General features: G+C 43.7%; 19 protein-coding genes and 5 tRNA genes. 21 read left to right on the top strand and 3 right to left on the bottom strand.

What is annotated here, in order from left to right; genetic code table 11:
- Positions 1-50 precede the first annotated feature (50 nt).
- From QK890_RS19005 to QK890_RS19020, 4 genes are all read left to right on the top strand, one after another.
- Positions 51-629 carry a porin family protein gene (locus QK890_RS19005; protein ID WP_005782143.1) on the top strand — a complete coding sequence of 193 codons (579 nt, stop codon included), beginning with the start codon at positions 51-53 and terminating at the stop codon, positions 627-629.
- A 75-nt stretch (positions 630-704) separates the two neighbouring features.
- Positions 705-3,164 (top strand): primosomal protein N', encoded by a 2,460-nt coding sequence (gene priA, locus QK890_RS19010; protein ID WP_032536191.1) that lies wholly within the window; start codon positions 705-707, stop codon positions 3,162-3,164.
- Between the two features lie 40 nt (positions 3,165-3,204).
- Positions 3,205-5,004, top strand: a complete 1,800-nt coding sequence (locus QK890_RS19015) for a DUF4091 domain-containing protein (protein WP_032539197.1) — start codon at positions 3,205-3,207, stop codon at positions 5,002-5,004.
- Between the two features lie 112 nt (positions 5,005-5,116).
- Complete coding sequence (locus tag QK890_RS19020; protein WP_005782146.1) at positions 5,117-5,590, top strand: low molecular weight protein-tyrosine-phosphatase; 474 nt, start codon at positions 5,117-5,119, stop codon at positions 5,588-5,590.
- Here QK890_RS19020 and QK890_RS19025 read toward each other — a convergent pair.
- Positions 5,565-7,622 carry an HD family phosphohydrolase gene (locus tag QK890_RS19025; protein WP_005822149.1) on the bottom strand — a complete coding sequence of 686 codons (2,058 nt, stop codon included), beginning with the start codon at positions 7,620-7,622 and terminating at the stop codon, positions 5,565-5,567. The genes QK890_RS19020 and QK890_RS19025 overlap by 26 nt on opposite strands.
- A gap of 94 nt (positions 7,623-7,716) precedes the next feature.
- On the opposite strand from QK890_RS19025, the gene gltX reads away from it, so the two are divergent.
- Positions 7,717-9,234 (top strand): glutamate--tRNA ligase, encoded by a 1,518-nt coding sequence (gene gltX, locus QK890_RS19030; protein ID WP_022012302.1) that lies wholly within the window; start codon positions 7,717-7,719, stop codon positions 9,232-9,234.
- Between the two features lie 12 nt (positions 9,235-9,246).
- Entirely contained in the window at positions 9,247-10,467 is a 1,221-nt protein-coding gene (locus tag QK890_RS19035; protein WP_005782149.1) for a 3-deoxy-D-manno-octulosonic acid transferase, read from the top strand.
- Positions 10,468-10,547: 80 nt separating this feature from the next.
- Here QK890_RS19035 and QK890_RS19040 read toward each other — a convergent pair whose 3' ends face one another.
- Both QK890_RS19040 and QK890_RS19045 read right to left on the bottom strand, forming a co-directional pair.
- Positions 10,548-11,060 carry a gamma carbonic anhydrase family protein gene (locus QK890_RS19040; RefSeq protein ID WP_005782150.1) on the bottom strand — a complete coding sequence of 171 codons (513 nt, stop codon included), beginning with the start codon at positions 11,058-11,060 and terminating at the stop codon, positions 10,548-10,550.
- A gap of 114 nt (positions 11,061-11,174) precedes the next feature.
- A complete protein-coding gene (locus QK890_RS19045; RefSeq protein ID WP_032539199.1) occupies positions 11,175-12,953 on the bottom strand; it encodes an aminopeptidase P family protein in 1,779 nt (592 codons plus the stop codon).
- 172 nt (positions 12,954-13,125) lie between these two features.
- On the opposite strand from QK890_RS19045, the gene rpsU reads away from it, so the two are divergent.
- The 15 genes from rpsU to rplL all read left to right on the top strand — a co-directional run bounded on the left by rpsU (position 13,126) and on the right by rplL (position 19,397).
- Positions 13,126-13,317: a 30S ribosomal protein S21 gene (rpsU, locus tag QK890_RS19050; RefSeq protein ID WP_005782152.1), complete on the top strand. Its 192-nt coding sequence runs from the start codon at positions 13,126-13,128 to the stop codon at positions 13,315-13,317.
- 73 nt (positions 13,318-13,390) lie between these two features.
- On the top strand, positions 13,391-14,272 hold the full coding sequence (gene xerC, locus QK890_RS19055) for a tyrosine recombinase XerC (protein WP_032539200.1): 882 nt from the start codon (positions 13,391-13,393) through the stop codon (positions 14,270-14,272).
- A 14-nt stretch (positions 14,273-14,286) separates the two neighbouring features.
- Positions 14,287-14,586: a ribosome-associated translation inhibitor RaiA gene (gene raiA / locus QK890_RS19060; RefSeq protein WP_005782154.1), complete on the top strand. Its 300-nt coding sequence runs from the start codon at positions 14,287-14,289 to the stop codon at positions 14,584-14,586.
- Positions 14,587-14,684: 98 nt separating this feature from the next.
- Positions 14,685-14,758 (top strand) — tRNA-Thr (locus tag QK890_RS19065).
- Between the two features lie 71 nt (positions 14,759-14,829).
- A tRNA-Tyr gene (locus QK890_RS19070) sits at positions 14,830-14,912 on the top strand.
- Positions 14,913-14,944: 32 nt separating this feature from the next.
- Positions 14,945-15,017: transfer RNA gene (locus QK890_RS19075), tRNA-Gly, on the top strand.
- Positions 15,018-15,030: 13 nt separating this feature from the next.
- Positions 15,031-15,102, top strand: a tRNA-Thr gene (locus QK890_RS19080).
- 50 nt (positions 15,103-15,152) lie between these two features.
- A complete protein-coding gene (tuf, locus tag QK890_RS19085; RefSeq protein ID WP_005782155.1) occupies positions 15,153-16,337 on the top strand; it encodes an elongation factor Tu in 1,185 nt (394 codons plus the stop codon).
- Positions 16,338-16,390: 53 nt separating this feature from the next.
- Positions 16,391-16,463, top strand: a tRNA-Trp gene (locus QK890_RS19090).
- A gap of 14 nt (positions 16,464-16,477) precedes the next feature.
- Complete coding sequence (secE, locus tag QK890_RS19095) at positions 16,478-16,669, top strand: preprotein translocase subunit SecE (RefSeq protein WP_005782157.1); 192 nt, start codon at positions 16,478-16,480, stop codon at positions 16,667-16,669.
- A gap of 16 nt (positions 16,670-16,685) precedes the next feature.
- Positions 16,686-17,228, top strand: a complete 543-nt coding sequence (nusG, locus tag QK890_RS19100; protein ID WP_005782159.1) for a transcription termination/antitermination protein NusG — start codon at positions 16,686-16,688, stop codon at positions 17,226-17,228.
- A gap of 60 nt (positions 17,229-17,288) precedes the next feature.
- The gene (rplK, locus tag QK890_RS19105; RefSeq protein WP_004291286.1) at positions 17,289-17,732 is read left to right on the top strand and encodes a 50S ribosomal protein L11; all 444 of its coding nucleotides are present in this window, start codon (positions 17,289-17,291) and stop codon (positions 17,730-17,732) included.
- Between the two features lie 15 nt (positions 17,733-17,747).
- On the top strand, positions 17,748-18,446 hold the full coding sequence (gene rplA / locus QK890_RS19110; protein WP_005782161.1) for a 50S ribosomal protein L1: 699 nt from the start codon (positions 17,748-17,750) through the stop codon (positions 18,444-18,446).
- Positions 18,447-18,461: 15 nt separating this feature from the next.
- Entirely contained in the window at positions 18,462-18,974 is a 513-nt protein-coding gene (gene rplJ / locus QK890_RS19115) for a 50S ribosomal protein L10 (protein WP_005782163.1), read from the top strand.
- A gap of 48 nt (positions 18,975-19,022) precedes the next feature.
- The gene (gene rplL, locus QK890_RS19120) at positions 19,023-19,397 is read left to right on the top strand and encodes a 50S ribosomal protein L7/L12 (protein WP_005782165.1); all 375 of its coding nucleotides are present in this window, start codon (positions 19,023-19,025) and stop codon (positions 19,395-19,397) included.
- Positions 19,398-19,411 lie beyond the last annotated feature (14 nt).

The following is a 19,411-nucleotide window of genomic DNA, read 5'->3' on the forward strand; positions in this document are numbered from 1 at the left end:
TTTTAATTTAAAACTATATCTTTGTCCCGAATTTTAAACACAACTTAGTTATGAAAAAGATTATTAGTGCTTTAATGATAGCTGTATGTATCGGTATGGCTATGCCTGCTCAGGCACAACTTATCAAGTTTGGTGTGAAAGGTGGTGTAAACCTGGCAAAAGCTGATTTTAATAAGTCTGATTTAAAAACAGACAACTTTACCGGTTTCTTTATCGGCCCGATGGCTGAGGTTACTATCCCACTGGTAGGTTTGGGGGTTGACGGTGCTCTTTTGTTCTCTCAGAGAGGTGTCAAAGTAGGTGATGAGTCTATCAGACAGAATGGTCTCGATATTCCAATTAACTTGAAGTATACTATTGGCTTGGGTAGTGCATTGGGTATCTACGTGGCAGCCGGTCCGGATTTTTATTTTAACTTCTCAGGCGATAAGAATTACGAGGACCTTGGTCGGTTGAATAAAAAGAACGCACAGATAGGTATTAATGTAGGTGCCGGTGTGAAATTACTGAGGCATTTGCAGATAGGAGCCAATTATAATATCCCGTTGAATAAAACAGCGGAATGGAAAGAGGCTGATTTTTCTTATAAGACTAAAATGTGGCAGATATCTGCTGCTTATATTTTCTAAGAAATCAGAATCATCTGATGATATACAAATCCCCGGCGTTTGCGTCGGGGATTTTTTTGTATCTTTGTCCTCACGATGAAAAAGTATGTAGATGTCATATTACCTTTGCCTCTTCCCCGTTACTTCACTTATTCCCTTCCGGACGAAGGAGCAGAAGAGGTACAAATCGGTTGCCGGGTAGTCGTATCTTTCGGGCGGAAAAAGTATTATACAGCCATTGTTTGCAATGTTCACTATTATGCGCCGACTGAATATGAAGTCAAAGAGATTTCCGCCGTACTTGATACCTCTCCGATACTGCTCCCTGTACAATTCCGGTTTTGGGAATGGTTATCCGATTATTATCTCTGTACACAGGGCGATGTCTACAAAGCGGCGTTACCTTCCGGTTTAAAACTGGAAAGCGAGACAATTGTTGAATACAACCCTGACTTTGAAGCCGATGCTCCCCTTCCCGAACGGGAACAACGGATACTTGACTTGCTTGCAAAAGATCCTGAGCAGTGCGTCACCAAACTTGAAAAGGAGAGTGGTCTGAAAAACATACTTACTGTTATTAAATCCTTGCTCGATAAGGAAGCCCTTTTTGTAAAAGAGGAACTTCGCCGTACCTATAAACCCAAAACAGAAGTCCGGGTCCGGCTGACGGCCGACGCTTCGGGCGAGGAGAATCTCCGGCGACATTTTGATAAATTAGAACGCGTCCCGAAGCAACTGGCACTGTTGATGAAGTACGTCGAGCTTTCCGGGGTATTGGGAGACGGCACGTTGAAGGAAGTATCGAAAAAGGAATTGTTGCAGCGTGCTTCCGCTTCTCCTGCCGTTTTTAACGGATTGGTAGAAAAGCGGGTCTTTGAAGTCTATCAACGGGAAATCGGCCGGTTGAACCGTATCTCGGGACAAACGGTGGAACTGAACGTTCTGAACGAACATCAGCAGCGGGCTTATGATGAAATTGTGCGGAGCTTTCAAGAGAAGAATGTCTGCTTGCTCCACGGTGTGACTTCCAGCGGAAAGACTGAAGTGTATATCCATCTGATAGAAGATGCTTTACGTCAGCGGAAACAGGTGCTTTACCTGTTACCCGAAATTGCGTTGACCACTCAGATTACCGAACGTCTGAAACGGGTGTTCGGCTCCCGGTTGGGGATCTATCACTCCAAGTTTCCCGATGCCGAACGAGTTGAGATCTGGCAGAAGCAATTGACGGAAGAAGGATATGACATTATTCTGGGGGTGCGCTCTTCGGTATTCCTCCCGTTCCGGAATCTCGGACTGGTCATTGTGGACGAAGAGCACGAGAACACTTATAAACAGCAGGACCCCGCGCCACGCTATCATGCCCGCAATGCCGCTATCGTACTGGCTTCGATGTATGGGGCAAAGACGTTGTTAGGCACTGCCACTCCTTCGGTGGAGACCTGGCAGAATGCCACTACCGGTAAATTCGGATGGGTGGAGTTGAAAGAACGATATAAAGAAATTCAACTTCCGGAAATTATTCCGGTAGATATCAAGGAATTACACCGCAAAAAGCGGATGACGGGGCAATTCTCCCCCTTGTTATTGCAATACGTCCGTGAGGCGCTTGATAATAAACAGCAGGTGATTCTATTTCAGAACCGGCGCGGTTTTGCCCCGATGATAGAGTGCCGCACTTGCGGATGGGTGCCTAAATGCAAAAACTGTGATGTCAGCCTAACTTATCATAAAGGCATCAATCAGCTGACTTGCCATTATTGCGGGTATACCTACCAGTTGCCCCGTTCGTGTCCGGCTTGCGAGGGAGTCGAACTTATGCACAGGGGCTTTGGTACGGAGAAGATAGAAGATGACGTAAAACTGATTTTTCCGGAAGCTTCTGTGGCACGTATGGACTTGGATACTACCCGTACCCGGTCGGCCTATGAAAAGATTATTGCAGATTTTGAGCAAGGGAAGACTGATATACTGATCGGTACCCAGATGGTATCAAAAGGACTCGACTTCGATCATGTCAGTGTAGTGGGCATCCTCAATGCGGATACGATGTTGAATTATCCCGATTTCCGTTCGTACGAACGTGCCTTCCAGTTGATGGCACAGGTTGCCGGACGTGCCGGGCGAAAAAATAAACGGGGCAGGGTTGTGCTGCAAACCAAAAGTATAGATCACCCCATCATCCGTCAGGTGATGACGAACGATTACGAGGATATGGTAGCGGGACAATTGGCCGAACGACAGATGTTCCATTATCCTCCCTACTACCGGATGGTGTATGTTTATCTGAAGAACCGGAACGAGACATTGCTGGATGTGATGGCACATACCATGGCCGAAAAGCTGCGCGCATTGTTCGGAAACCGTATACTGGGGCCGGATAAGCCTCCCGTTGCCCGTATCCAGACTTTGTTTATACGGAAAATAGTTGTTAAAATAGAACAAAATGCGCCAATGAGTCGCGCCCGTGAATTACTTTTGCGTGTACAACGGGAAATGATAGAAGACGAACGGTTTAAATCGTTGATTGTCTATTATGATGTAGATCCTATGTAATGAAAACCAATCTTAATATATACCTTTAAAAAATGAAACCATGAAGCGAATCACGACACTTTTGCTTTCTTGCCTGGTTAGTACAGGCCCGCTTCTTGCACAGCAAGGAGTGACACAATGTGGAACACCGACCGGACAGGCTCCGTTCCCACTTCAATCTTACAAAGAGTTACCCGATCCGGTTACTCCTTCCGGGAAGGAGTGGGCGGCAGTCAAAACTCCTCAGGTGCAATGGGGAAATACCGATACCCGGTATGCAAAACATGTTGTCCCCATGATTCAATCACAGAAAAGCGTCACACTGGAAGGCTGGCGTGGCGAGAAACTCCATGCTCAGGCTGTTGTCTGGACAGGTACCGATCTGGAAGGGTTGAATTATTCTCTTTCCGAATTTAAAAACTCCAAGGGCGACGTGCTTCCGGCAAGTGCCTTCAGCGGAGGTTTTGTCCGCTATGTGATGACGGATGAACTGAATAAGGATGGACGCGGTGCCTGTGGCTATCGTCCGGATCATTCTATTTATGACTCTCTGTTGGTGGCCGATCCGATTGACCACTTGCTGACTTCCATGCCTATGGAGGCTAAGAGTACCCAAGCTATCTGGATCAATTGCCAGATACCCCAGACCGTGTCTCCGGGAGTTTATCGCGGCACCGTTGAGGTGAAAGACGGAGACCAGAGGCTGTCTACCCTCAAGATGGACATTAAAGTCTCTTCCCGCGTATTGCCCGCTCCGTCCGAATGGGCTTATCATCTGGATTTGTGGCAGAGCCCGTTTGCCGTGGCACGCTATTATCAGGTTCCGCTTTGGAGTCAGGAACATATGGATGCCATGCGTCCGTTGATGAAGATGCTGGCGGATGCCGGACAGAAGATTATTACGGCTACCATCATGCACAAACCTTGGAACGGACAGACTTATGACTATTTTGAATCGATGGTTACCTGGACGAAAAAGGTTGATGGCACATGGGCTTTCGACTATGGTGTGTTCGACAAGTGGGTGGAGATGATGATGAGCGTAGGCATTGACAAGCAAATCAACTGCTATTCAATGGTTCCGTGGAAATTGTCATTCCAGTACTTCGATCAGGCTACAAACAGTATGCAATACGCCAAGACTGCTCCGGGCGAGAAAGCTTACGAAGAGATGTGGGTGGCTATGCTGAAGTCATTCTCTAAACATTTGCGTGAAAAAGGCTGGTTCGACATTTGTGCCATCGCCATGGACGAACGCCCGATGGAGGTAATGCAGAAAACATTGCAGGTGATCCGTAAAGCTGATCCGGAATTTAAAGTTTCGCTGGCCGGAAATTTCCATAAAGAATTGGAGGCTGATATTTACGATTACTGTATTCCTATCGGCGCTTCTTATCCGAAAGAGGTATTGGCACGCCGTGCACAAAAGCAGTTGCCTACAACTTATTACACCTGTTGTACAGAAGCTTTCCCGAATACCTTTACTTTCTCCGATCCTGCCGAGGCTGCCTGGATGAGCTATTATTCTGCTAAAGATCACCTCGACGGTTACCTGCGTTGGGCATATAACAGTTGGCCGAAAGAGCCGTTGCTCGACTCACGTTTTGAGGCTTGGGCCGGTGGTGATACTTATCTGGTTTATCCGGGAGCACGTTCTTCCATCCGTTTCGAGAAACTTATCGAGGGCGTTCAGGCTCATGAGAAGATAACAATCTTACGTAAAGAGTTTACGGATAAGAAAAACAAGAACGGATTTAAGAAGCTGGAAAAAATGCTATCCACCTTTAAACTGAAGGACTTCCCGGAAGTGCCGGCTGCTGAAACGGTGAATAAGGCGAACAAAATATTGAATTCGTTGTAGAGTTATCGACAATACCTTTTTATACCGCATGCAGAAACGTGTAGCAGGGGAGATCCATGTAGCGTGTTCCTGCATGCGGATTTTTATACCTTATTAATTAAAATAAGAAAGAATGAAAAAGAAAATACTTTTTGTTTGCTTAGGTAACATTTGCCGCTCTTCTACGGCAGAAGGCGTGATGCTTCATCTGATCAGAGAGGCCGGATTGGAAGATCAGTTCATGATTGATTCGGCCGGTATCTTGGCCTATCATCAGGGAGAGCTGCCCGACAGCCGCATGCGTGCTCATGCAGCTCGCAGAGGATATGAACTGGTTCATCGTTCGCGTCCGGTCCGTACAGAGGACTTTTATGACTTTGACCTTATAATCGGCATGGACGATCGGAATATCGATGACCTGAGGGAGAAAGCTCCCTCTCCGGCAGAATGGGAAAAGATTCACCGGATGACGGAATACTGCACCCGCATCCCCGCCGATCACGTGCCCGACCCCTATTATGGAGGTGCGGAAGGCTTTGAATACGTGCTCGATATACTCGAGGATGCTTGTGCCGGACTCCTTACTTCTTTAACTCAGGATAGCTGATACGCGTGTGGTAAATCGTTTTCAGCTTTTCTTTAAATACCGCTTTGATCGTCGCAATGTCTTTGAAGGTAATCGGACATTCTTTGAAATATCCTTCCTGCACTTGTGAGTCGATAATTTTATCTACCAGATTGCTGATGCTCTCTTCGGTATACTCAGGTAAACTGCGTGAAGCGGCTTCTACGGAGTCTGCCATCATCAGTATGGCTGTTTCTTTTGAGAACGGGTTAGGTCCCGGATATGTGAATACTTCTTCATCCGGTTCCTCACCCGGATGTTCGTTCTTCCAGGATATGTAGAAGAATTTGGTCTTTCCGCGCCCGTGGTGGGTGCTGATGAAATCCTTGATCACTTTGGGTAAGTTATGCTTGTCGGCCAGTTTTAATCCGTCTGTTACGTGACTGATAACTACCTGGGCACTCTGTTCATAACTCAGGTTCTTATGGGGGTTCACCCCCGACTGGTTTTCGGTAAAGAAAGCCGGATTCTCCATTTTTCCGATATCATGATACAGTGCTCCGGTACGTACCAACTGGCTTTTGGCACCGATACGTATTGCAGCTTCGGCGGCCAGATTAGCCACCTGCATCGAGTGCTGGAAAGTACCAGGAACGGTTTCGGACATTCTTCGCAGCAGATCGTTGTTGATGTTCGACAACTCTACAAGCGTTACATTCGATGTAAAACCAAAAGTCTTTTCGAGCAGGAATAATAAAGGATAAGCAAACAGTAATAGCACTCCATTGATGATGAAGTATATGTACATACTGACATTCAGCTTTGAAAGATCGTTTTCGCTGATCAGTTCAAAAGCGAAATATATGGCTGCATACGTCAGTATCACCAGGAGGGCGGTGCGGAACAGTTGTGAGCGTTGCGACAATTCTCTCAGGCTGAAGATAGCCACGAGCCCGGCTGCTAATTGTGTCAGGATGAACTCGTGGGGGTATCGCAGGGTGATGGAACAGATCAGTATGGTGATGACATGTGTCAGGAATGCCGTGCGTGAATCGAGAAAAACCCGGATGATAATCGGAAGCATGGCATAAGGCAGGATGTACACATTAAATATATTGTTTGTCACCATCAATGCCGTGATGACGCAATAGAATACAATTAAGGCGAAAAGTAGCGACAGACTGCCTTTACGCTCATAATAGTCTTTGCGGAAGAGTTCCAGATATAGCATAAAGCAAAGTACCAGAATACCGACAAATAAGATTTGTCCGGCGAGTATCAGCCGCTTTTGTCCAAGAGATTCACTCCGCTTAATAGACTCTTTACGTAAAGATTCCAGAATGTTGTATGTCTGTTTGCTGACAATCTCTCCACGGTCGATGATCTTTTGTCCGCTTTGTACGACTCCATTTGCCCAGGAATAGTTGTCGAGCAGCTCTTTCCGGGCAGTCTCTGTACGTACGGAGTCATAAATCAGATTGGGAGTTATATACTCGTTGAGTGCGCATTGACGCAGGATGTCTTTGTTATAATGGGCGGTGTCACTCGATATAAGATACTCGTAGGCTCTCTTTACGGTATATATTCCGTCAGTCATTCGCTGGTTGGCTAATTTGTCGTCAATCACCATGATAGAAGAGAGACTGTCATGGAGGAGGGTTCGCATCTCCTCTGTCGATACGACTCCCGATTGATAAATGGTCTTCAGCCCTTTCTCAATATAACGGATGTAATCTGTTGAGGGGAGTATCCCTTTCAGATGTGTATGGTAGTTCTCCTTAAGCTTGGCGAGCGCGTTCTTTTCCACCTCTTTATTCAATTCAAAGTAGGGTTGAAAAGAGGCCAGAAGACTGTCTTGCTCCCTTTTTACCACTGCTTCGTCTTTGTAAATCGGGAAGTCGAAAGTAGCCATTAACTGACCGTACTTCCACGGCTTGTTTATGTCAAACTGATAGTTAAACTTCCCATCCCGTGGTAGGAAATAAACAATGAAGGCCACAGTACCGACGAAAATCAGTGCTTTATATAACAAATCTTTGTATGAGAAACTATTTTTCTTCTTCCAGTGTTCCATAACCCTTGAATTTTTTGCGAAAAGTACAAAAAAAAACAATAGTGTGGAAAAAAAGGTTTAATTTTGCCACGATTTACCTATACTAACGCAAATTATGGCAGAAAGAAAAGTAAGAGTTCGTTTTGCTCCGAGCCCAACAGGAGCATTGCATATAGGTGGTGTGCGTACCGCTTTGTATAATTATCTGTTTGCCCGCCAGCATGGGGGAGATTTGATTTTCCGTATCGAGGATACTGACTCAAACCGTTTTGTCCCGGGTGCGGAAGAATATATCCTGGAATCATTTAAGTGGTTAGGGATTCAGTTTGACGAGGGTGTCAGCTTTGGAGGTGAATATGGACCGTACCGCCAGTCAGAACGTCGCGAAATATACAAGAAGTATGTACAAGTGTTGCTTGACAACGGAAAAGCCTATATTGCTTTCGATACTCCGGAGGAGCTGGATGCCAAACGTGCTGAAATAGCCAACTTCCAATATGACGCATCTACCCGTGTGGGAATGCGCAATTCGCTGACCCTTTCACAGGAAGAGGTGAAGGCGTTGATTGCTGACGGAAAGCAATATGTGGTACGTTTTAAAATTGAGCCGAACGAAGACATTCATGTGAATGACCTGATTCGTGGAGAAGTGATTATTAACTCATCTATCCTTGACGACAAGGTTCTATATAAATCGGCCGATGAACTGCCTACTTACCACTTGGCTAATATTGTTGATGACCATCTGATGGAGGTATCACACGTGATCCGTGGTGAGGAGTGGTTGCCTTCCGCTCCGTTGCACGTATTGTTGTATCGCGCATTTGGTTGGGAAGACACAATGCCTGCTTTTGCTCATTTACCTCTGTTGTTGAAACCCGAGGGCAATGGTAAGCTGAGTAAACGTGATGGTGACCGTCTGGGATTTCCTGTATTTCCGCTTGAATGGCATGATCCGAAGAGTGGAGAAGTTTCTTCAGGTTATCGTGAATCGGGTTATCTGCCTGAGGCTGTCATTAACTTCCTCGCCTTGTTGGGATGGAATCCGGGTAACGATCAGGAGGTAATGTCCATGGATGAGTTGATTCGTCTGTTCGACTTGCACCGTTGCAGTAAATCGGGTGCTAAATTTGACTATAAGAAAGGGATTTGGTTTAATCATATTTACATTCAACAGAAGTCTGACGAAGAAATAGCCGAACTGTTTGTGCCTGTTCTGAAAGAACATGGTGTGGAAGCTCCTTTCGAAAAAGTAGTAACAGTGGTTGGGATGATGAAGGACCGTGTCAGCTTTGTCAAAGAACTGTGGGATGTATGCAGTTTCTTCTTTGTAGCCCCGGCAGAATATGATGAAAAGACGGTTAAAAAACGCTGGAAAGAAGATTCGGCTAAATGTATGGCCGAACTGGCTGAAGTATTGGCCGGAATAGAAGATTTCAGTATTGAAGGTCAAGAGAAAATTGTAATGGATTGGATTGCTGAGAAAGGTTATCATACAGGTAATATTATGAATGCTTTCCGCTTGACGCTGGTAGGCGAGGGCAAAGGTCCCCATATGTTTGACATTTCCTGGGTATTGGGAAAAGAAGAAACACTGGCTCGTATGAAACGTGCCGTAGAGGTTTTGAAATAAGAATCCGGAGGTATGTTTTACGATCTGGCAATAGGAATTTACGACCTTCTGGTGCATCTGGCTGCACCATTCAGCCGTAAGCCCCGAAAGATGATGAAGGGGCATTGGGTAGTGTACGACCTTCTTCGTCAACAGGTAGAGAAGGACGCGCGCTATATCTGGTTTCATGCTGCTTCTTTGGGAGAGTTTGAGCAGGGGCGTCCCTTGATTGAGAAAATACGGGAGAGGTATCCGGATTATAAAATACTGCAAACGTTTTTTTCTCCTTCGGGATATGAGGTCCGGAAGAACTACCGTGGAGCCGACATTGTCTGCTATTTGCCGTTTGATAAACCTCGTAATGTGAAGAAGTTTCTGGATATTGTGAATCCTTGTATGGCTTTCTTCATCAAATACGAATTTTGGAAGAACTATCTGGATGAATTACACAAGCGTCGTATCCCCGTGTATAGTGTTTCGTCCATTTTCCGTAAAGATCAGATATTCTTTAAGTGGTATGGAGGTACTTACAGAAATGTGCTGAAGGATTTTGATCACTTGTTTGTGCAGAACGAAGCATCGAAGCGTTTCCTTGCCAAGATTGGAATTACAAGGGTTACGGTAGTGGGAGATACGCGTTTTGACCGTGTTTTGCAGATTCGTGAGCAGGCCAAGGAGTTGCCGCTGGTGGAACAGTTCAAGGATGGCGCATTTACTTTTGTGGCCGGAAGTTCATGGGGACCGGATGAGGATCTTTTCATTGAGTATTTTAATAATCATCCTGAGATGAAGTTGATTATAGCACCACATGTAATCGATGAGAATCATTTGGTAGAGATTATTGGTAAGTTGAAACGTCCTTCTGTGCGTTATACCCGTGCCGATGAAAAGAATGTCCGCAAGGCGGACTGCCTGATAATCGATTGTTTCGGTTTACTGTCTTCTATTTATCGTTACGGAGAGATTGCTTATATCGGAGGTGGTTTCGGAGTAGGAATTCATAATACTCTTGAAGCGGCAGTTTATGGTATTCCGGTAATTTTCGGACCCAAATATCAGAAGTTTATGGAGGCGGTACAATTGATTGAAGCCAAAGGGGCTTATTCGATTAAGGATTACGAGGAGCTGAAGACGTTGCTTGACAGGCTTCTGTCCGATGAAAAGTTCCTGAAAGAAACGGGAACTAACGCCGGTAATTATGTGATTGGCAACTCCGGAGCGACGGACAAGGTACTACACATGATAAATTTTTAAGGCTTTGAACCTGATAAACAAAAATATCCTTCGGGGAACCCAGTCCCTCCGGAGGATATTTTTGTTTATCAGGTCGGGTCTTATTTATACCAATCAGAGTACATCAGGTAATTATGAGCTATTTTTTGGTTTAACTCTTTGGCTTGTTCCGGATCAACCTTTTTTATAAATTTTGCCGGTACTCCTCCCCAAATACTTCCCGGTTCGATGATGGTATTGCTGAGTACAAGTGAGCCTGCTGCTACAATCGCTCCCTCACCGATAACAGCATGATCGAGTAGGGTCGATCCCATACCGATCAATGCGTAATCTTTAATTGTCGCACCATGAATGGTTACATTATGTCCTACCGATACATGATTACCTATTTCAATCGTCGATTTTTGATAGAGAGTGTGTAATACACTCCCGTCTTGTATATTCACTCCGTCGCCAATGCGGATGGAGTTTACATCCCCTCTCAGCACGGTGCTGAACCAAATACTACAATCGCGCCCCATCTTTACATCGCCGATGATGGTGGCATTGTCGGCCAAAAAACAGTTTTCTCCGAATTCAGGAGTAAAACCTCTTACTGATTTTATTAAAGCCATAGGTTATTGATTAAAACATGTTTGAGAAATAGATGGAATCAGCATCCTATAAGATGCTGATTCACACTAATAATGATTTTGGTGACCTATAAAGGCGGTCCTTCCTTTGGTTTGTCAGATTGCGGCTGTTGCCTCTTTCAACCATATTTTTTCTTCTTCATTCAGACCGGGGGATAACTTTTCATATACTTGCCGGTGATAATCATTCAGCCAGTCTGTTTCTTCTGCGGTTAGCAACTCCTTGATTATACCCTTTTTACAGATAGGACAAAGCGTGATGGTTTCGAACCTCAGGTATTCGCCAAACAAGCCTTCACCAGCCTTGCATACCAGTGTCAGATTCTCGATTCGTATGCCGTGGCTGCCACCTTTATATACTCCGGGTTCGTTTGAGGTGACCATGCCGGGTTGTAATACAACCGGATTCTCGTTCATACGAATGCTTTGTGGACCTTCGTGCACGCTGAGGAAATGGCCTACGCCATGACCGGTGCCATGCAGGAAATTCATTTTGTGGCTCCATAATGGCATACGTGCCAGTACATCCAGTTGTGCTCCTCTGGTTCCTGCCGGAAAAACGGCCATCGCTAATGCGATGTGTCCTTTGAGGACCAGTGTATAGTCTGTCTTTTCTTCCTCTGTTAGCTCACCTAATGCAATGGTACGTGTGATGTCAGTGGTGCCATCCATGTATTGAGCTCCTGAGTCGAGTAAAAGAAAGCCTTTGGGTTGCAATGTCGCGTTGCTTTCTTCGGTTGCTGAATAATGTACAATAGCCCCGTGTTCTTTGTAACCCGCAATGGTATCAAAACTTTCGCCTACGTACAAATTCTGTGCAGCACGAAACTCGTGCAGTTTGTGATCGATGCTTAATTCTGTTTCTATTCCGGAAGGGACGGCAGACTCCAGCCATTTAAGGAATTTGACTAAGGCGACACCGTCACGCTGCATGGCTGCATGGACTCCTGCTATTTCTTGATTGTTACGGACAGCTTTCAGTAAGGCTACCGGTGCTTCTCCTCGTATGATCCGGCATTTGGGGTTTACGGAGGAAAAAATAGCATAATTGGTTTTTGCCGGATTCATCAGGATGCTGGTGCTCTTGAGATCTGATAAGTAAATTTCTGTTTCTGCGTAGTTCCGTATCTCTACTTGCTGCTCTTTTAAGTAGTTCCGTACTTCTTCAGTTACTTTCTCCGGAGCAATGAATAATATCGTGCTGTCTTCTGTAATAAGTAAATAGCTTATTACTACGGGGTTGCAATGTACATCGTTTCCGCGTAGGTTTAGGGTCCAGGCTATTTCATCTAAAGCTGATAACATAACACTTTCTGCACCCTTTTTCTTTAGCTCCGTACGAATGGATGCGATTTTTTCTGTGCAACTTTTTCCCGCATATTCAATGTCGTATACAAAGGCAGGTGATTCTGGCATAGGCGGTCGATTTGTCCATATCTCCTGCATAGGATCAGGGCAGAATATGATTTGAAGATTACTTGATGAAAGTTCGGCTTGCATATACTCCACTTGTTCCACTGAGAACATTTTTCCATCGATACCTACTGCCTCTCCCGGTTTTAATTGGGTAGACAAGAATTCTGTGATACTTGGAGTGTCCGGCAGCATCTCTTTATATAAGTCTATGCCACTTCCTTGTAACTGTTCTGCTGCTTGTAAAAAATATCTTGAGTCGGTCCAGAGTCCTGCTTTCTTTTCTGTAATCACTACCGTACCGGCTGATCCGGTAAATCCGGAAATCCATTCTCGTGATTTCCAGTGTGGTGCAACGTATTCACTGAGATGAGGGTCTGTGCTGGGGATGATGAATGCTTGAATGTTTGGTTTAAACCACATGCGTAATGCATGTATTCGTTCACTGATAGACTGTTTCATACATTATATATATTATATGTTATACTCTCCAAAGATAACTACTTTCTGTTCCTTTTGCATTGATTTTGAGAAATAATTGCCGAAAGTTTTGTGAATAAAGAAAGTATGTGTAATTTTGCGGCGCAATTTGACTGCGGAAATTTTAAACCATAACATATTTAATAGTAACAAAATGATTGTAGTACCTGTAAAAGAAGGCGAAAACATTGAAAAAGCGCTGAAGAAGTTTAAGAGAAAATTTGAAAAAACTGGCATCGTTAAAGAGTTGAGAAGCAGACAACAGTTCGACAAACCGTCTGTAACTAAAAGACTTAAGAAAGAACGTGCAGTTTACGTACAAAAACTTCAGCAAGTAGAAGATTAATAATTCGTAATTTCCTTTGAATTATTGAATTCTTTTCATACATTCGTTGCAGAATTATAGATGTAGCGATATTATGTTAGCAGATTCTTTTCTTGATTACCTCCGGTACGAACGGAATTATTCTGAGAAGACCGTACTGGCTTACGGCGAGGATATTTCGCAGTTGCAGGAGTTTGCTCAAGAGGAGATTGGGGAGTTTAATCCGTTGGAAGTGAAGCCCGAACTGATTCGTGAGTGGATTGTTTCACTGATGGATCGGGGGTATACTTCAACTTCTGTGAATCGTAAGCTGAGTTCGCTCCGGTCGTTTTATAAATATCTCCTCAGACAAGGAGAGGTGAGTATTGATCCGTTACGTAAAATAACGGGGCCAAAAAATAAAAAGCCACTTCCTTCTTTCTTGAAAGAGAGTGAAATGAATAAATTGCTGGATGACACGGATTTTGGTGAAGGGTTTAAGGGGTGTCGGGATCGTTTGATTATTGAGGTGTTTTATGCCACAGGCATGCGTCTCTCTGAATTGATAGGTTTGGATGATAAGGATGTAGATTTCTCAGCCTCTCTTCTGAAAGTAACGGGAAAGAGAAATAAGCAGCGCTTGATCCCTTTTGGGGATGAATTGAAAGAAGCGATGTTTGAGTATGTTGATGTAAGGAACAAAGTGATTTCAGTGAAGTCTGATGCTTTTTTTGTTAGAGAGAATGGCGAACGACTTTATAAGAATCTGGTCTATAATTTGGTGAAACGGAACCTTTCGAAGGTGGTAACGCTTAAGAAGCGCAGTCCTCACGTGTTGAGGCATACCTTTGCCACGACAATGCTGAATAATGATGCGGAGTTGGGTGCGGTGAAAGAGCTTTTAGGTCATAGTAGTCTGGCGACTACGGAGATTTATACGCATACCACTTTTGAAGAACTTAAAAAAGTGTATAAACAAGCTCATCCACGAGCCTAAAAAAGGAGGTAAGTATGGAAATTAGAATTCAATCGATTCACTTTGATGCAACAGAACAATTGCAGGCTTTCATTCAGAAGAAAGTGTCTAAGTTGGAAAAATATTACGAAGATATAAAGAAAGTAGAGGTGTCATTAAAGGTGGTTAAACCAGAAACTGCGGAGAATAAGGAGGCCGGAATTACGGTGTTGGTTCCAAACAATGATTTTCATGCAAGCAAAATCTGTGATACGTTTGAAGAAGCGGTTGATTTGTGTGTGGAAGCATTGGAGAAGCAGCTGGTTAAGTACAAGGAAAAACAACGAAATAAATAAAAATACCGCAAATATTTTGCGGGAAAGAAATAAATAACTAAATTTGCAGCCGTTTCGCTCGCGTTAGGACGTGACGGTTGCATTTTTTAAGTAAAAACGCCTCTTTAGCTCAGTTGGCCAGAGCACGTGATTTGTAATCTCGGGGTCGTTGGTTCGAATCCGACAAGAGGCTCAAGAATAAATCAGAATAGAAAAAGTTTGGGCGTTCTTACGCTTACTTCGAAATTCGATTTCTGTAATGAAGGGCAAATACCAGAGTGGCCAAATGGGGCAGACTGTAAATCTGCTGGCTTACGCCTTCGGTGGTTCGAATCCATCTTTGCCCACGGAGAAGACAGAGTGAAAACTTTGGCAAATTGCGGAAGTAGCTCAGTTGATAGAGCATTAGCCTTCCAAGCTGAGGGTCGCGGGTTTGAGCCCCGTCTTCCGCTCTCTCTCTATTTCGCTGTTATAGCTCAGTGGTAGAGCACTTCCTTGGTAAGGAAGAGGTCCCGGGTTCAAATCCCGGTAACAGCTCTGTAAGATGTAAATGCTGATTATTAATCAAATAAATAACAAGTAAAGCTATGGCTAAAGAGAAATTTGAACGTACCAAACCGCACGTAAACATTGGTACAATCGGTCACGTTGACCACGGTAAAACCACTTTGACTGCTGCTATCACTACAGTGTTGGCAAAAAAAGGTCTTTCTGAACTCCGCTCTTTCGATTCTATCGACAACGCTCCTGAAGAAAAGGAAAGAGGTATTACTATCAATACTTCACACGTTGAGTACGAAACAGCTAACCGTCACTACGCACACGTTGACTGTCCGGGTCACGCTGACTACGTAAAGAACATGGTTACTGGTGCTGCTCAGATGGACGGTGCTATCATCGTAGTTGCTGCTACTGATGGTCCGATGCCTCAGACTCGTGAGCACATCCTTTTGGCTCGTCAGGTAAACGTTCCGAAGCTGGTTGTATTCATGAACAAGTGCGATATGGTTGAAGATGCTGAAATGTTGGAACTGGTTGAAATGGAAATGAGAGAACTTCTTTCTTTCTATGATTTCGACGGTGACAATACTCCGATCATTCAGGGTTCTGCTCTTGGTGCATTGAACGGTGTAGAAAAATGGGAAGACAAAGTAATGGAGTTGATGGAAGCTGTTGATACTTGGATTCCGTTGCCTCCGCGCGATGTTGATAAACCTTTCTTGATGCCGGTAGAAGACGTGTTCTCTATCACAGGTCGTGGTACTGTAGCTACAGGTCGTATCGAAACTGGTGTTATCCACGTAGGTGATGAAATCGAAATCCTTGGTTTGGGTGAAGATAAGAAATCAGTTGTAACAGGTGTTGAAATGTTCCGCAAACTTCTGGATCAGGGTGAGGCTGGTGACAACGTAGGTCTGTTGCTTCGTGGTGTTGACAAGAACGAAATCAAACGTGGTATGGTTCTTTGTAAACCAGGTCAGATCAAACCTCACTCTAAGTTTAAAGCTGAGGTTTATATCCTGAAGAAAGAAGAAGGTGGTCGTCACACTCCATTCCACAACAAATACCGTCCTCAGTTCTATCTGCGTACTATGGACTGTACAGGTGAAATCACTCTTCCGGAAGGAACTGAAATGGTGATGCCGGGTGATAATGTAACTATCACTGTAGAGTTGATCTACCCGGTTGCATTGAACATCGGTCTTCGTTTCGCTATCCGCGAAGGTGGTCGTACAGTAGGTGCTGGTCAGATTACTGAAATTATCGACTAAAATTAAATATTAATCAGTTCCCGGTAGTATTATCGGGAACTGATTATGTACAAACGGGAGTAGCTCAGTTGGTAGAGCACCGGTCTCCAAAACCGGGTGTCGGGAGTTCGAGCCTCTCCTCCCGTGCTAATATTTATGAAATGAAAAAAGTAGTAGCTTATATTAAAGAATCTTACGACGAACTTGTTCATAAAGTGTCGTGGCCTACGTATTCAGAACTAACTAACAGTGCGGTAGTTGTTTTATATGCTTCCCTGCTTATTGCATTGGTAGTGTTCGCGATGGACTTCTGTTTCCAGAATTTTATGGAAAAAATAATTTATCCACATTAAAAAAAGAGGAATTACGATGTCTGAGATTGAAAAGAAATGGTACGTTTTGCGTGCTATTAGCGGAAAAGAAGCTAAGGTAAAAGAGTATCTTGAAGCTGATATTAAAAACAGCGACCTTGGCGAATATGTGTCTCAGGTATTGATTCCTACCGAAAAGGTATACCAGGTTCGCAATGGTAAAAAAATTGTGAAAGAAAGAAGTTATCTTCCTGGTTACGTTTTGGTGGAGGCTGCTTTGGTTGGTGAGGTTTCTCACCATCTGAGAAATACTCCTAATGTGATAGGTTTCTTGGGAGGTTCCGATAAACCGGTTCCCCTCAGACAGTCGGAAGTGAATCGTATACTTGGTACAGTGGACGAATTGCAAGAAACGGGTGAAGACTTAAATGTTCCGTATATTGTAGGTGAAACTGTAAAGGTTACTTTTGGTCCTTTTAGCGGATTCAGTGGTATCATTGAAGAAGTGAATAGTGAAAAGAAGAAACTAAAGGTCATGGTAAAGATATTCGGGCGTAAAACACCGCTTGAATTAGGCTTTATGCAAGTGGAAAAGGAATAACGCAGAATTGTTACGCTGTAGTTGTCCTTCGTTTAATGTTATATATAAATCAATAAAAAAATGGCTAAAGAAGTTGCTGGACTAATCAAATTACAGATTAAAGGAGGCGCGGCAAACCCATCACCTCCCGTTGGACCTGCATTAGGTTCTAAGGGAATCAACATCATGGAGTTTTGCAAGCAATTCAACGCCAGAACCCAAGACAAGGCAGGTAAGATTTTGCCTGTTATCATTACTTACTACGCAGATAAGTCTTTCGATTTTGTAATCAAGACTCCTCCCGTTGCCATTCAGTTGCTTGAAGTGGCTAAGGTAAAGAGTGGTTCTGCTGAGCCTAACCGTAAGAAAGTTGCCGAGATCACTTGGGAACAGGTTCGTACGATTGCTCAGGACAAAATGGTTGACTTGAACTGTTTTACTGTGGAAGCTGCCATGAAAATGGTTGCAGGTACAGCTAGAAGTATGGGTATCGCTGTAAAAGGGGAGTTCCCGGTTAATAATTAATAAACTTCAATTGTAATGGGTAAACTGACAAAAAATCAAAAGTTAGCTGCAGGAAAAATTGAAGCAGGGAAAGCATACTCACTGAAAGAAGCTGCATCTTTGGTAAAGGAAATCACTTTTACTAAGTTTGATGCTTCATTAGATATTGATGTACGTTTAGGTGTTGATCCACGTAAAGCAAACCAAATGGTGAGAGGTGTTGTTTCACTTCCTCATGGAACTGGAAAGCAAGTACGTGTGTTGGTACTTTGTACACCGGATGCTGAAGCTGCTGCAAAAGAAGCTGGTGCTGACTATGTTGGTCTTGACGAATATATTGAAAAGATCAAAGGTGGATGGACTGATATTGATGTGATTATCACTATGCCATCTATCATGGGTAAAATTGGTGCACTCGGTCGTGTGCTTGGTCCTCGTGGATTGATGCCTAACCCGAAGAGTGGTACCGTAACTATGGATGTTGCTAAAGCTGTAAGAGAAGTAAAACAAGGTAAGATCGACTTCAAAGTTGATAAGAGCGGTATTGTTCATACTTCAATTGGTAAGGTTTCATTCACTGCAGAGCAGATTCGCGATAATGCAAAAGAATTTATCTCTACATTGAACAAGTTGAAACCGACTGCAGCCAAGGGTACATATATTAAGAGTATTTATCTTTCTAGTACAATGAGTGCGGGTATCAAAATTGACCCGAAATCAGTAGAGGAAATCTAATAAAACAGAGTAACAATGAGAAAGGAAGATAAAAATACGATTATTGAGCAGATTGCTGCTACAGTACAGGAATATGGTCACTTCTATTTGGTAGATACAACAGCTATGAACGCTGCTGCAACAAGTGAATTGAGAAGAGCTTGTTTCAAGGCTGACATCAAATTGATGGTAGTTAAGAACACACTCCTCCACAAAGCGCTTGAAAGCATTGAAGGTGATTTCTCTCCTCTTTATGGTTCTTTGAAAGGTACGACAGCTGTGATGTTCTGCAATGTTGCAAACGCACCTGCAAAACTGATCAAAGACAAATCTAAAGATGGCATTCCGGGACTGAAAGCTGCATATGCAGAAGAAAGCTTCTATGTTGGTGCTGACCAGTTGGATGCTCTCGTAGCTATTAAGAGTAAAAATGAAGTTATTGCCGATATCGTTGCCCTGTTGCAATCACCGGCCAAGAATGTTATTTCTGCTCTTCAATCAGGTGGCAACACCCTTCACGGAGTTCTCAAAACTCTTGGTGAAAGATAATTATAACACATTTTATTTAGTAAATTAAACATTAAAATCATACAAAAAATGGCAGATTTGAAAGCTTTTGCAGAACAATTAGTTAACTTGACAGTAAAAGAAGTTAATGAACTTGCAACTATCCTTAAAGAAGAATATGGTATTGAACCTGCTGCTGCAGCTGTAGCTGTTGCTGCTGGTCCTGCAGCTGGTGCTGCTGCCGCAGAAGAAAAGTCTTCTTTCGACGTAGTATTGAAGAGCGCTGGTGCAGCTAAACTTCAGGTTGTTAAAGCCGTTAAAGAAGCTTGTGGTCTTGGCTTGAAAGAAGCTAAGGACATGGTAGACGGTGCTCCTAGTGTAGTAAAAGAAGGTTTGGCTAAAGACGAAGCAGAATCATTGAAGAAAACATTGGAAGAAGCTGGAGCTGAAGTTGAACTTAAATAACATTAGCCTGGTAA

Source organism: Bacteroides sp. NGMCC 1.200775, from assembly GCF_040798045.1.
In the GTDB taxonomy this organism is placed as follows: Bacteria; Bacteroidota; Bacteroidia; order Bacteroidales; family Bacteroidaceae; genus Bacteroides; species Bacteroides hominis.

What these genes read in the sequence shown, in the direction of transcription:
- priA (WP_032536191.1), top strand. Translation starts at nt 705, where the DNA reads ATGAAAAAGTATGTAGATGTCATATTACCTTTGCCTCTTCCCCGTTAC.
- xerC (WP_032539200.1), top strand. Translation starts at nt 13,391, where the DNA reads ATGTTAGCAGATTCTTTTCTTGATTACCTCCGGTACGAACGGAATTAT.
- secE (WP_005782157.1), top strand. Translation starts at nt 16,478, where the DNA reads ATGAAAAAAGTAGTAGCTTATATTAAAGAATCTTACGACGAACTTGTT.
- raiA (WP_005782154.1), top strand. Translation starts at nt 14,287, where the DNA reads ATGGAAATTAGAATTCAATCGATTCACTTTGATGCAACAGAACAATTG.
- gltX (WP_022012302.1), top strand. Translation starts at nt 7,717, where the DNA reads ATGGCAGAAAGAAAAGTAAGAGTTCGTTTTGCTCCGAGCCCAACAGGA.
- QK890_RS19020 (WP_005782146.1), top strand. Translation starts at nt 5,117, where the DNA reads ATGAAAAAGAAAATACTTTTTGTTTGCTTAGGTAACATTTGCCGCTCT.
- QK890_RS19035 (WP_005782149.1), top strand. Translation starts at nt 9,247, where the DNA reads ATGTTTTACGATCTGGCAATAGGAATTTACGACCTTCTGGTGCATCTG.
- rplJ (WP_005782163.1), top strand. Translation starts at nt 18,462, where the DNA reads ATGAGAAAGGAAGATAAAAATACGATTATTGAGCAGATTGCTGCTACA.
- rpsU (WP_005782152.1), top strand. Translation starts at nt 13,126, where the DNA reads ATGATTGTAGTACCTGTAAAAGAAGGCGAAAACATTGAAAAAGCGCTG.
- QK890_RS19015 (WP_032539197.1), top strand. Translation starts at nt 3,205, where the DNA reads ATGAAGCGAATCACGACACTTTTGCTTTCTTGCCTGGTTAGTACAGGC.
- QK890_RS19005 (WP_005782143.1), top strand. Translation starts at nt 51, where the DNA reads ATGAAAAAGATTATTAGTGCTTTAATGATAGCTGTATGTATCGGTATG.
- nusG (WP_005782159.1), top strand. Translation starts at nt 16,686, where the DNA reads ATGTCTGAGATTGAAAAGAAATGGTACGTTTTGCGTGCTATTAGCGGA.
- QK890_RS19040 (WP_005782150.1), bottom strand. Translation starts at nt 11,060, where the DNA reads ATGGCTTTAATAAAATCAGTAAGAGGTTTTACTCCTGAATTCGGAGAA.
- rplA (WP_005782161.1), top strand. Translation starts at nt 17,748, where the DNA reads ATGGGTAAACTGACAAAAAATCAAAAGTTAGCTGCAGGAAAAATTGAA.
- QK890_RS19045 (WP_032539199.1), bottom strand. Translation starts at nt 12,953, where the DNA reads ATGAAACAGTCTATCAGTGAACGAATACATGCATTACGCATGTGGTTT.
- QK890_RS19025 (WP_005822149.1), bottom strand. Translation starts at nt 7,622, where the DNA reads ATGGAACACTGGAAGAAGAAAAATAGTTTCTCATACAAAGATTTGTTA.
- rplK (WP_004291286.1), top strand. Translation starts at nt 17,289, where the DNA reads ATGGCTAAAGAAGTTGCTGGACTAATCAAATTACAGATTAAAGGAGGC.
- tuf (WP_005782155.1), top strand. Translation starts at nt 15,153, where the DNA reads ATGGCTAAAGAGAAATTTGAACGTACCAAACCGCACGTAAACATTGGT.
- rplL (WP_005782165.1), top strand. Translation starts at nt 19,023, where the DNA reads ATGGCAGATTTGAAAGCTTTTGCAGAACAATTAGTTAACTTGACAGTA.